Annotated in this window: 10 protein-coding genes; 3 read left to right on the forward strand and 7 right to left on the reverse strand. The window is 64.4% G+C overall.

Features of this window, described 5'->3' with window-relative positions; all coding sequences use genetic code 11:
- Positions 1–155 precede the first annotated feature (155 nt).
- Positions 156–722, forward strand: coding sequence for a DUF6931 family protein (locus tag EH240_RS20975; protein ID WP_125002157.1), 567 nt, complete (start codon positions 156–158; stop codon positions 720–722).
- A gap of 27 nt (positions 723–749) precedes the next feature.
- Here EH240_RS20975 and EH240_RS20980 read toward each other — a convergent pair whose 3' ends face one another.
- The 6 genes from EH240_RS20980 to EH240_RS21005 all read right to left on the reverse strand — a co-directional run bounded on the left by EH240_RS20980 (position 750) and on the right by EH240_RS21005 (position 9,056).
- The gene (locus EH240_RS20980) at positions 750–1,988 is read right to left on the reverse strand and encodes a caspase family protein (protein WP_245436238.1); all 1,239 of its coding nucleotides are present in this window, start codon (positions 1,986–1,988) and stop codon (positions 750–752) included.
- Positions 1,989–1,998: 10 nt separating this feature from the next.
- Positions 1,999–3,105, reverse strand: a complete 1,107-nt coding sequence (locus EH240_RS20985; RefSeq protein ID WP_125002161.1) for an OmpA family protein — start codon at positions 3,103–3,105, stop codon at positions 1,999–2,001.
- Between the two features lie 203 nt (positions 3,106–3,308).
- On the reverse strand, positions 3,309–3,593 hold the full coding sequence (locus tag EH240_RS20990) for a hypothetical protein (protein ID WP_245436239.1): 285 nt from the start codon (positions 3,591–3,593) through the stop codon (positions 3,309–3,311).
- A 23-nt stretch (positions 3,594–3,616) separates the two neighbouring features.
- Positions 3,617–6,166: a caspase family protein gene (locus EH240_RS20995; protein WP_125002164.1), complete on the reverse strand. Its 2,550-nt coding sequence runs from the start codon at positions 6,164–6,166 to the stop codon at positions 3,617–3,619.
- 254 nt (positions 6,167–6,420) lie between these two features.
- Positions 6,421–7,254, reverse strand: a complete 834-nt coding sequence (fghA, locus tag EH240_RS21000; protein ID WP_125002166.1) for an S-formylglutathione hydrolase — start codon at positions 7,252–7,254, stop codon at positions 6,421–6,423.
- A 227-nt stretch (positions 7,255–7,481) separates the two neighbouring features.
- On the reverse strand, positions 7,482–9,056 hold the full coding sequence (locus EH240_RS21005) for a winged helix-turn-helix domain-containing tetratricopeptide repeat protein (RefSeq protein ID WP_125002213.1): 1,575 nt from the start codon (positions 9,054–9,056) through the stop codon (positions 7,482–7,484).
- A 127-nt stretch (positions 9,057–9,183) separates the two neighbouring features.
- On the opposite strand from EH240_RS21005, the gene EH240_RS21010 reads away from it, so the two are divergent.
- Positions 9,184–9,618 carry a cupin domain-containing protein gene (locus EH240_RS21010; RefSeq protein WP_125002168.1) on the forward strand — a complete coding sequence of 145 codons (435 nt, stop codon included), beginning with the start codon at positions 9,184–9,186 and terminating at the stop codon, positions 9,616–9,618.
- 19 nt (positions 9,619–9,637) lie between these two features.
- Positions 9,638–10,120 (forward strand): RidA family protein, encoded by a 483-nt coding sequence (locus EH240_RS21015; protein ID WP_125002170.1) that lies wholly within the window; start codon positions 9,638–9,640, stop codon positions 10,118–10,120.
- 126 nt (positions 10,121–10,246) lie between these two features.
- Here EH240_RS21015 and EH240_RS21020 read toward each other — a convergent pair whose 3' ends face one another.
- Positions 10,247–12,316, reverse strand: a complete 2,070-nt coding sequence (locus tag EH240_RS21020; protein ID WP_125002172.1) for an oxidoreductase — start codon at positions 12,314–12,316, stop codon at positions 10,247–10,249.
- Positions 12,317–12,329: the final 13 nt, after the last annotated feature.

Here is a 12,329-nt window from a genome sequence, read left to right on the forward strand (position 1 = left end):
TTGGGCGACATGCATAAATTTGATGTTACCAAATTTCGCGGCGATTGTCTGTGAACAAACACACGCTGCGGACAGCCGTCGTTTGCTAAGCTAAGGCTTGACCAATGCCTCCGCCGGGGCTTCAGTACCCCTATTCCTAGTGAGGGCGGGCAGCCATGGCCAACGGGCTCCGGTTCAGGACGGCGCGGGACCTTTTCAGCGCCTACCCAGCCGTCGCCCGGGATATGAAAGCTGCCCCAACCGACCAGCCTTCGATCGAGTTTTGCCGTGCGCTGCTGGCCGGGCGCGTGCCCGAGGAAGCAATCACCTTCTGCGCCTATCTGCTGCCCGAGCGGGCCGCGGTCTGGTGGGCGCATGAGTGCCTGGGCAACCTTGCGGAACTCCTCGGCGACAGAGACCTCGAATTGCTGGCGCTCGTCCGCGACTGGGTCGGCGAACCCGGCAATCCCGACCATCGCGCGGCGGTGGCCGAGGCCGTCGAGGTGCCGCCGGTGACACCGGCGGCTTGGATCGCCCTGGCGGCGGGTTGGCCCGACAGCGACCGGGCCATCGACCGGGCAGCAAGCGGATTTCCAGCAGCCCACGCCGTCGGCGCGGGGGTCCTGGCCGGCCTTGCGCGGGTATCGCTCGCCGACCGATTTGCCGTGCTTTCGGCCTTTGTCGAAATGGGGATCCAGATGGCCGAGATGGAGGCGCGGCAGCAAGCTGCCGACGCTTATTAGGTCCCCCAGATCAGTCAGGAACCGCGCTCACTTGCAGCCGCCTTGCGCCCATCTGGCCAGCGCCACCTTGAAGCGGGTTCCCAAAGGGTGCTGCAGGCGCAGCACCGAGACATCGTTGGCGGCGAAATTCTTCGCCTGCTCGCACAGCCGGGCCTCGTTCCATTCATGACAGCCGTCGCAGTGCTTGCCTTCCCAGGCCGACTTGTCGAGGCCCTCCACCGGACTGAACAGCGGCGTGCCCTTGATCAGTTGGGCGATGCTCTTGCCGTCGATGGCCGGGTCGCCGAACTTGACCGGGTGATCAAAAAGGATCGGCTCGTCCGTCGCCAGCTTCGGGATTTTCTGACGCAACAGGTTGAGCGCAAGCTGGTCGTCGGCCTGGCCTGGTGCTGCCCCGGTATTGCGCGTATCGGAACCGCCTTCGGCCTGCGGGGCGCTTGCCTCGCCCACGATCAGCGGCGCGTTGAGATCGACCTTGTGCAGGACGACCTCGGTGGTCAGCGAGACGTTGATCCACGGACGCTGCTTGCCGGCGGTCGCCTTGAAGACGTCGCTGGTGACCCTGTTCATCGCCTCGGTGATGGAGGTGTTGGATTCGCCTATGTGCTGGATCAGCGCCGCGGTGAACGGCGAGTGCCCGCCCGATCCATCAAAGGCAAGCTGGTTCGGGCTGGCGGCGAAGGCGACGAGCGTGCCGGCGCCGCCATTCTCGATCGGGATCTCGGCAAGGCCGCTGGTCGCACCCTTGACGCCGGCGGTCCTGGCCAGCACCTCGGCAAGCGGGTTGTCCCGGCAGGCATCCAGAAATACTAGCCTGATGCTGGTCTCGCGCGACATCTGGCGCAGGATGAAATCGACCGGCACGGCCTCGAAGTCGAGCGAGGTCTCATCCTCGAGCGCAGCGTCGACGGGAAGCAGGTAGTTCTTGCCCGAGACCTGCAGGCCATGGCCTGCGTAGAAGAACAGCGCAATGTAGGCACCGCGCACCTCTCTGGCAAACTGGGCGACCGTGGCCTGCGTCTGCTGCTTGCTGAGATCGTAGCCGGAGACCACTTCAAAGCCCAGGTTCTGCAGGCGCTCGGCCATGGCCTCGGCATCGCGCACCGGATTGGTGAGCGGCAATGCGTGCTGGTACTGCGAGTTGCCGAGCACGAGCGCGACGCGGCGCTCGGCGCCGGCGGCGGTCAAAGTCAAAAACAAGGCAAGCACAGCGAGCCCGACGGCGCGAAGCCGGCGGCCGCAACGGGCGATCGGGTCGGAGACCACCCCCGCGACCTCAGTTCGCGAGCTTGGTGGCGGAGAACTCGATCCGCCGGTTGAGGGCCTTGTTCTTGGGCGTGTCGTTGGCGGCGACCGGCCGTTCCTCGCCATAGCCGGCGGCGCTGATCTGGCTGCGCGGCACACCGTCGGCCACAAGCGCGTCGGCGATCGCCTGGGCCCGCCGCTCGGCCAGCGCCTTGTTCGCCTCGGGCGATCCGTCGGAGTCGGTATGGCCGGACACCTCGACCTTGAGGGCGGGGCATTTGCGGACGACGCCTTCGACCTCCGCCAGCAGTGGGCGGCTCTTGGCATCGAGCCTTGCGCTCGCCTGCCGGAAGTAGATGGCGCCGGTGCGCGAGAGCACGGCAAACCGGTTCAGGCACTCCTCGTCGCTGAAATTCGCTTTCGCCGCATCGGTGGCGACAGGCCCGACGTCGGCAGCGCTCGCCGCGACGGCCTGGACTGCGGCCGGCTTGCCACCATCGGCGGTGAAGACGAAATCAAAGGACACCGACGCGGTCGGCACGATATTGGTCACATTGGCCGCCTGTTGCAGCTTGTCGATGTTGGGCAGCAGGCCAAAGTCTTCGACATGGACCGCGACGGGCGCTTCCGACGCGACGGAAACCTGGGTGTCGCTGATCATGGTGACGACGACGCTGGCCTCGAGGTCCTTGTCGACACCGTGCAAGCTGAGGCGGAATGGCAAGGTCGCCTTGATCCTGCGCTTTGCCGGCAGGTCGGCGAACGCGGCGCGGTCCACCTTCGCCGTCAGTTCGGCCGTCGGATACTTGAAGGTCTCGAAGAACAGGAAGCGCATGCGGACATTGCGAAGGTCGACGCCGGTGTCGACCGAATTGAGGTCGAAGCTGATCTTTGCGTCACCGGCCGCGCTCAGCGTGCCAGTGATGTTTCTTATTTTGTTGGTCTCGACGATCGTGTTCTTCTTGACCGACTGATAGGTCAGCACCGAAGCGGAGGGATCGAGCGTCCAGTTGGGCTCGGCGCGCGCGGCTTGCGGTTCGAACAGCAGCAAAGCGAATAGTGCGGCGACGATGAAACCCGTGGCTCGCGCGGCGGCCACCACTCGCAGATTCCGCCAGAATGCGACGACTTCGACCATGGAACGCCCCCCAAGGACAACCCGATCTCGATACCGGCACGAGATGGGAGCATAGAGCACTCGCGCTTGCTTGGCGAGCGGCTGCGGCCATGCTCCATGCCTAAAGTCGAGATCGCAGAATTAGGCCCGGACAGGCGGAGTGCGACGATATGCAAGTCAAAGAACGAAGAAGCTTAGCGACCGACTGGCCTGCTATCGAACCCTCATCCGCCCCAGCCGCCACCTCCACCTCCACCGCCACCGCCGCCTCCCAAAGCAGGTTTGATGACGACGGGTGTGGTTTCTTCCTCGACCGGTTGGATCAGTTTCTTGGCGGTGACCTTCTTCCGCTTGACGACCTTTGGCTCGGTCGTCGTGCGCACAACCTTCGTCTTATGCTTTGCCGTCGGGGCCGGCTCGACCCTCGGCGTCACGGTCATGCACCCCGCGACAACCAGAGCGCCGGATAGGATCGTTGCGGCGATTGCGTGTTTCGATGCCCAGCCCACCACCTTGCCTCCTTGTTGATCGATCAGAACAAGTCCCGGCGCGGATTGGCTTGTTCCCAGACCGCCCTGGCCGTCTTGACCAGTTGATCGTCCAACGAGCCGTCCGCCGAAATCTTCGACTTGAGTTCTCCACGCATCTGTTTCAAAGCGGCCGTCTTCGCCTTGGCTCCAAATTTCGCCAACGTGGCCTTAGCGTCCGGAATTTCGTTGCGAAGGTCGAGCGCAGCCGCGAAAGCAAGGTAGCGCGCGGCCACGGCCTGGTCGGCCTTGTCGCCCCTTTGCATCTCAAGAGCCGCGCGATCATACGCAGCCGACTGATCGCCGCGGTCGGTCGCCAACTCGAACAACCTTTGCGCTTCGGCAAGATCCTGCTGCACGCCGACACCGTCCCTGTACATGCGCGCAAGGCTGCCCGGAGCGTAGGGCTGGCCGAGATCCATGGATTTCTGGAAGAGCGAGAGCGCGGTCTTGGGGTCCTTCTCGACCCCTGTGCCGGCAAGGTAATTGCGGCCGAGCAGGTTCATCGAATACATGTCCTGCCGCTCGACCCCGGCCTTGAGGAAGGCCACTGCGCGAGCTGGATCGGCAGGCACGCCGTTACGTCCTTCCGTAAAGATCGCGGCGAGATCGTTCATGGCATAGGTGTGCCCCATCGCCGCCGCCTTGAGCAGCAGGTCCAGCCCCTTGGTGGTGTCACGCTCGACGCCGTAGCCGTTGAACAAGGCGCGCCCCCATGACGTCATCCCGTAGGGATCGCCCTTGTCGGACGCCGCAGCGTAGAATGTGTTGGCCTGCTTACGGTTGGCGGGCATTCCCGTTCCCGTCGCATTGAGGTAGCCAAGCTCGAACACAGCTCGGACGTGTCCTTTGTCGGCGGCCTCCTCAATCGCCTTCTTCGCCTGGTCGACCTTGCCGGCCGCCAGCAGCGCCCGCCCGAGCTCGTAACGGAAGCGGGCGACGTCGGGGTAGGCTTTCACAGCCGCCCGGCAGACGTCCACGGCGTTGGTGCTGATTTCGTTCGGCAGCAGGCCGGGGACAACGCCCTGCAGGTCGAGAGGCTCGCCGGCCTCCCTGTCGCAGGGCTCGACGCTTGGCGACAGCTTCATCGTCGCCGGCTTGGACGACGTGTTGTCGGCCCTGATTTCGAAGCCGACTATCAGTGGCTTGACGGCGCCTATCTGGGGTTCGTAGCGCAAGCGGTCGACTTCATCGGCCATCAGGCTTGAATCCGGGGACAAGGTGCGGTCCGGCAGCGACAGCGTCCCCGTTGCCGGATAGCTCGCGAGCTTCAGGCTGACCGCGGGGTCCTTGGTCGGGAAATCCAGCTTCAGCGGAACCGGCCCGACGCCGACCGGAACGCTGATGTCGCGGTTCTCGATCGCCTCGGCGGCACCGGTGATGTGGATGCCGCGCTCCAGCACCTGTTGCTTCTGCTCGGCCTCGAGCGAGGCCATGAGCTGCTGCCCTTGGGCAGCGTCCCCGTTCTTGACGCGGAACACCAGGATGCCCTGGGATTGGCCGCCCCAGTTGTCGCGCGTGGCATAGGCCAGCATGTCGACCTCTTCCTGCGCGCCGGAGCCTTTCGGCACATCCATCGCAAGGCGCGGCAGATCCTTGCCCGCGATCGGCTCGCCGGTCGCGACAGGCTTGCCGTCCAGCATCAGGCGCCCAAGCGCCGGCGGTCTTTCGATGCTGACGGTGACCGCGCCGCCGTCGACATCCACCGGTTCCGGCAGGCCCAGCGCGACGGGCCCGACACCCGACGGCACGACCTTTTCCAGCACCGGCGGCAGCGCCGGGCGGCTGGCGCGGCGCATCAGCACCACCTCGTCGATCAGCGAGGAGTTCTCCCACGGAACCTGCTTGCCGTCGGTGGCTTTAACCACGTCGCGGCGAACGGCAGCCATCACCGTGCGGATTTCCTGGTTCGGTGCCAGCGCGCGGCGGGAAAAGGCGGAGGAGAAGGGGCTGAGGTCGCCCGTCCCATCATAGGCAACCGCCCCAGGTTCGGTGGCGAAGGCAATGAGCGTGTTCAGCGAGCTTTTGACCTGCGCGAGGCCGGTGCCGCCCGCAGCGATCAACTGGTCCCGCAGCCAATAGTCCTTGCGCGGGAACGGATTGTTGCGGCAGGCATCGAGGATGATCACCTGGATCTTCGATTTGGAGCGCATTTGTTCCAGCACGTCGTTGAGCTTGACCGCCTGGACTTCGATGTCCGCGGCATCTTTCAGCGACGCATCGACCGGGATTAGAAAATTCTCGCCGCCGATCTGAAAGCCGTGACCGGAATAGTAGACGACAGCCAAATCGGCGCCGTCGGCGGCCGCGAGATAGTTGCGGAACTGCTCCTCGAACTGGAGCTTGGTGAGATCCTTGGCGACGAACACGTCGAAGCCGGCCAAGCGAAATGTGCTCGACACATCGTCGGCATCCTTGTCCGGGTTCTTGAGGGCCGGGATGTCGCGGTATTCGGAATTGCCGATCACAAAGGCAACCCTGCGATCGGCGTGAGCTTCGAACGCCGTGAAGCCCACAAGGATCAAGGCTGCAAGGAACGCGCAGCATCGCAGCATGGCAAATCCTTAACTGCTATGACCTGTCGCCACAGGAACGCAGCTTGCGGCGCCGAGGTCTGTTAAAGAGCTCACAGTCTGCCGGGACGGGAGCAGAACGCATGCATAACGACGGCGGGCATGCGTTCTTATCCAATCAAGTTCTAAATTACTCCAGAGACATATACACCGCAATGAGAAGACGCGTTGGATTGCCCGGATTGCGTCACGGGCATCCGACCTAGGCTTGAGGGCTTCCCGGGCGTTTGCGTTGCCTATGCCAGCCGCGCGGCGTGCCAGCGCAGATGATCGTCCATGAAGGTCGAGATGAAATTGTAGGAATGGTCGTAGCCTTCCTGCATGCGCAGCGTCAGCGCGATGCCCGCCTTCTTACAAGCTTCTTCGAGCAGCCATGGGCGCAGACCATCCTGGAGGAAGCCGTCGGCCGTGCCTTGGTCGACCAGCAGCTCGCCGTAACGATGGCCGTCCTCGATGAGCAGCGTGGCGTCATAGGCGCGCCAGCTGTTCTCGTCTGATCCCAGATATTTCTCGAGCGCCGGCCGCGACCAGCCGGCGGTGGTCGGCTGCACGATCGGCGCGAAGGCCGAGCAGCTCCGGAAGCGCCCGGGGGTCCTCAGCGCGATCGTCAGCGCGCCGTGCCCGCCCATCGAATGGCCGAAGATCGACTGGCGCGACATGTCGACCGGGAAATTGGCGGCGACGAGCGCCGGCAATTCCTCGGCGACATAGGAGTACATGCGGTAGTTTTTCGCATAGGGCGCCTGCGTGGCGTCGACATAGAAGCCGGCGCCGCAGCCGAACTGCCAGTTGTCTTTCTCGTCCGGCACATCCGCGCCGCGCGGGCTCGTGTCGGGGCAAACGATGACGAGACCCAGCTCGGCCGCCAGGCGTCGGTACTCGCCCTTGTCCATGACATTGGCATGGGTGCAGGTCAGGCCGGACAGATACCAGAGCACCGGCACATGGCCTTCCACGGCCTGGGGCGGCGCGAAGACGGCAAAGGTCATCTCGCAGGCGCAGACCTCGGATGAGTGCGAATAGACGCCCTGGATGCCGCCATGCGATTTGGAGGTGGAAAGGACCTTCATCGGTTCTGCCTTCTCGTCTGGGAATGTCGGGTCCGGCATAGCCGCCGAACCTCGCGCTCGCAACCTTGCGTCTCACGAAAACGATGCAGGCGGCGCGATCGGGCATGTCGACCTCCTGCCCCAGGGAGGTCCCGGGCCTAATGCATGTCGCGCAAAAGCGAAAACGACATGCATAAAAAACAAAGACCTAAAGCGCGTCGCCTGAATCCGTTTCGGCGCGACGCGCTTTAGTCCTCGGAAAAGATGGCGTTGCCGCCAGAAGCGGTCGTTTGATCTTCCGCCTCGCGCAGCAGGCGCTCGAGACGGCTCGCCCATTCCCTGTTGCCAACCCTGAACGGGCCGAGCGCATCGCCGGCAGGCTCCGGGAGATCGCTTGCGGCAGCGGCGAAGTGGTGAGCCTCCTGCCTATGTCCCAAGGCCATGTGGCAGCACGCCTGAATGCGGAGCAGCGCCGGCCAGTCAGGCCGCGCCTTCAACGCCGCACGCCCGCTGTCGAGCGCCCCCTCGACGTCGCCCGAAAAGAACCGCGCAAGCATCAAGAGACTGAACCAGGCCGCGTTTTGCGGATCGTGGGGGTTGAGTTCGAGGCCGCGAGTCAGCGGCTTTCGCGCACCGGCCGCATCGCCCGCAAAAAGACGGGCCATGCCGAGGACGAGATATCCCAAGGCGAAACTCGGACCGAGTTCGATGGACCGTTCCGCCGCGAGGATCGCCTGATCTGCCCTGCCCGTGTAGGCCGACACGATCGCCAGCGCATAGTGCGCATACGGATTGCGGGCGTCGAGATATATCGCCCGCAGGGCCGCATCGAAGCCCTCCCTTCCGTCAGCGAGGGGATTTTCCGTCCAGCCATAGGCGATAAGGCCCGCGTTGACCCGCGCCCGCCAGATCTGCGCCTCCGGAAGCACGGGATCAAGCTCAGCGGCCTCCCGGAAGAACCGCCGCGCGAGAAGGTGGGTGCGCTGCGTTACCTTGTGAAAATTGAATGTGCCTTGCCGTACGAGGTCCCAGGCGGTCACGTTGCCGGTATGGGGAGCAACCTGAAGTCCATGGCGCAACAGCAGCTCAGGTTCAATCGCCGCGGCGATCCGCTCGGCGATGGCGTCCTGCACGGCAAATACCTCGGCCACCTGGAGATCATAATGTTCGGACCAGACTGTGGCGCCCTTCATTGCATCGGCGAGGTGCACCGATATCCGCATCCGATCCCCGGTACGCCGGATGGCTCCATCCACCAGAAAATCGACGCCGAGTTCTTGCGCGATCGATTTCGGATCCCTCGGGCCGTGCCTCCTTGCGAAACTCGCCCCGCGCGACGCGACGCGAAACCATCGGAACCGGGCGAGCGCCATGATCAGGTCGTCGGCGATACCTTCGGCCAAATATTGTCTCTCAGCGTCCCCGCCGAGATTCTCGAAAGGCAGCACGGCAATCGCAGGGCTGGAACCCGCCTCCGCTTGCCCTCCGCTTGCCGGTCCATCGGTCCGGCTCTCCGCCGGACCGGAAAATCTGTAGCCGACGCGTGGGACCGTGACGATCCATTCGCCGCCGTCCGATGCCGGGCCGAGCAGCTTGCGAAGGGCGGCAATCTGAACGGAAAGGTTGCTCTCCTCGACTGCGAGGCCCGGCCACACGGCGTCCATCAGTGCCGACTTGGTGACGACCCGCCCCTCTGCCGCGAGCAGAACGGCAAGCAGCGACGCGCCGCGGGCGCCGAGAGCGACAGGCCGGTTGTCGCGGAGAAGGCAGCCGTTCTCGGCGATGAATTCGAAGGTGCCGAATGCAAGGTGCTGCGTGCTCATGATTGGGAATGATACGCCCGATTTCGCAGTTTTTCGGAATTTTTCGGCCAGCGTTTGGGACATACATTGGCCACGCGCACAAACTCGGTTCCATTGTCTTTGCAGCCTCATCGAATGGGGAAGAACGATGAAGAATGAAGCCATGCAATCGAGGCCCATCCGTGCATCGACCGCGAAGATCGTGCGCGCAAGTGACAGCTACGCCGCCGAGCAGGGATCCATCTATCGCTCGGGCGTCGCCGCCGAGAGCGTCGGATCGACCATGCTGTGGCTCGGAATGATCTCCCTGCCGGCGGGCAGACGGACCAGCGCCCATCGCCATGAAGGGCACGAGACGGCCCTGCTGATGACCGCGGGCAAGGAGATCGAGATCTGGTCGGGGACGAGGCTCGAACGGCGCGATCAGGTCCATCCCGGCGACTACCTGTTCATACCGGCCGGCGTTCCGCACGTGGCCGTGAACCGCAGCTCCGAAAATGCTGAGTTCCTTGGCGCGCGCAACGACCCCGCAGCAAACGAGAGCGTGGTGCTGATGCCGGAGCTCGACGACATCGTGCCCTGATTAGCCCGGGAGAGCAGCCATGGCCATCATCGAACAACGCCTCGTCGGCATGGGTCTGGAATTGCCCGAGCCGCTGAAAGTCCGCGAAGGGCTACGGATGCCGTTCGCCTGGGTTCGGGTGCGCGGCAACCGCGCCTACATATCGGGCCATGTCGCCTGCAACCCTGATGGAACGCTGGCAAAGCCCCTCGGCAAGGTAGGAGGCGACGTCTCACCGGAGCAGGGCTATGCCTCGGCGCGGCTCGTGGCGCTGGCGCACCTCGCGAGCCTGAAGCGCGCCGTCGGCGACCTCGATCGGGTTACGGCCTGGCTGCGCGTCTTCGCGATGGTGAATGTCGCTCCGGGCTTCAACGAGACCCCGCTGGTTACGAACGGTTATTCCGATCTGATACTGGAACTCTATGGATCTGAAGCCGGCTGTCACGCCCGCTCGTCCATCGGCATGGCCATACCTCTGAATGCACCCGTGAACTGCGAGGCCGAGGTCGAGATCGACGGATAGCGGCGCGCCGTCATGGACGCATTCAAAGCTGCCTCCCAGAAGCCGGTTACACACTTTTACTGGAATTGCTGTAGCGACTATCCGCCGTTGACGCGCTGGCCCGTCTCATGAAGATTCGTCCTACGCCTAGTCTGCAGCCAGCGCCGCCACCTCTCGCCGGAAAGGCAAAGCGTCGCCGATATCGGGTTCGTCCAGCTCGCGGGCATAGCGGTGGCCGGCATAGGTCGCCCAGGCGATAGGTCCCGGCGCTTCGGCGTCGCCGATGACCTTGGCCGAGCGGATGCCATTGTCGGCCCATTCGTTTTCCCGGGCCTTGAGATCGCGCCAAACGGCATCGTCCTGATTGCGCGACGTAACCAGCACGACGGCGTCGGCCGCCAGATCTTGTCGCGCGCCGGTGTAGACGCAGGCCGTGACGACGTCGCCTGAAGCGACGTTCCTGACGGTCCTGTTGAGGACGATATCGACTCCGAGCTCCGCCAGGCGGCGATGGATGGCGCCTTGCTCCAGCGTATTGCGGGTCCAGTCCGAGACATAGGCCGAAGGGGTCACCAAGGTCACCTTCGCCCCCTGGCGCGCCATCAGCTCGGCGAGGACGCCGCCCATGTAATAGTGGTCGTCGTCGAACAGCACGACGTTGCCGGTGGGAACTTTGCCGCCCATCAGATCGTCGGGCGTGTAGACCGGCATGGCGGCGTCGATCGGCATCGGCACGACATGAGCGCGCGCGACGCCGTCGCGCCGCCAGGTCGATCCGGTAGCTATGGCGACGTTTTGGAAGCCAAAGGACAGGATGTCGTCGGCCGACAACCGGCTTTCGAAATAGATGTCGACATTCGGCATCTGGCTGAGCTGGTACTGCCGATAGTCACGCACCCTGCCCCAGGCCGACAAGCCCGGAAGCAGGCTCTCGCGCGCCACGCGTCCGCCAAGCTCCGCGCCCGCTTCGGCTATCGCCACCTGATAGCCGCGCAGGCCGAGCGCGCGCGCGGCCTCCAGTCCGGCAGGCCCGGCGCCGACGATCAGCACGCTGTCGCTGTCGCCCTTGGCTTGCATGCGCTCCGGATGCCAGCCCTTGCGCCACTCCTCCATGAAGGTCGGGTTCTGCGTGCAGCGCGAGATCGACGTGGTCATGTCGCCGGTGATGCAGATGTTGCAGCCGATGCATTCGCGGATGTCCTCGATGCGGCCCTCCTCGACCTTCCTCGGCAGGAAAGGATCGGCGATCGATGGGCGGGCGCAGCCGATGAAGTCGAGCGTGCCCGACCTGATCATCCTCACCATCACGTCGGGCGAGGTGAAGCGGCCGACGCCGACGACCGGCTTCGAGGTCAGCTTCTTGATGCCGGAGACGAGGCTTTCCTGCGCCGCCTCTTCCTTGAAGCGCGACGGCCCCGAGCAATCCTCCCAGGCGCCGTGCGCGAGATCCCACAGATCGGGCAGGTCGGCATGCATCTCGATCATGTCGCGAACCTCGGAATTGGCGAAGCCAAGCTCGCCGATCATCTCGTCCAGCGACAGCCTGAGCGTCAGGCCGCAGGTGTCGCCGATGGCGTCGCGCCCTTCCTCGATCAGCTCGCGCATCAGCCGCGAGCGGTTTTCCAGCGAGCCGCCATATTCATCGCTGCGCTGGTTGGTGGCAGTGGAGAGGAAATGCTGGATGATGCCGAAGCCATGCGCGCCGTAGAGGCACACCAGGTCGAAATCCGCCTGCCTGGCGCGTTTGAAGGCATTGCGGTGCCAGCGGCGCAGGTCGCGGATGTCCTGCTTGTCCATGGCGCGCGCCTGCACCGGATCGTTGGTGAAGGTGCGGATCGGCAGCGCCGACGGGCCGCGCGGAACCTCCTTGGTGTAGAGGTTGGGGCCGTTGATGCCGGAATAGGCGAGCTGGATGCCGGCGAGCGCGCCGTGCTGATGCATGGCCTTGGCCATCTTTGCCAGGGCCGGAATGTCGGCGTCGTCCCACAGCCTGAGCTCGATGAAGGGCGTGATCTCGGAGGTATGATGCATCTCCGTCTGCTCGGTGAAGATGACGCCCCATCCGCCTTCCGACTTCATGCGGCGCATCTCGGCCGCGGCCGAAGGGTCGCGATAGCCGCCGCCGTTGCAATGGGGAACCTGATAGAAGCGGTTCTTGGCTGTCACCGGACCTATCTTCATCGGCTCGAACAGAATGTCGTAGCGTGGGTCGCGCATGTGGTTCCTTCCT

The organism is Mesorhizobium tamadayense (assembly GCF_003863365.1).
GTDB classification, from domain to species: domain Bacteria; phylum Pseudomonadota; class Alphaproteobacteria; order Rhizobiales; family Rhizobiaceae; genus Mesorhizobium; species Mesorhizobium tamadayense.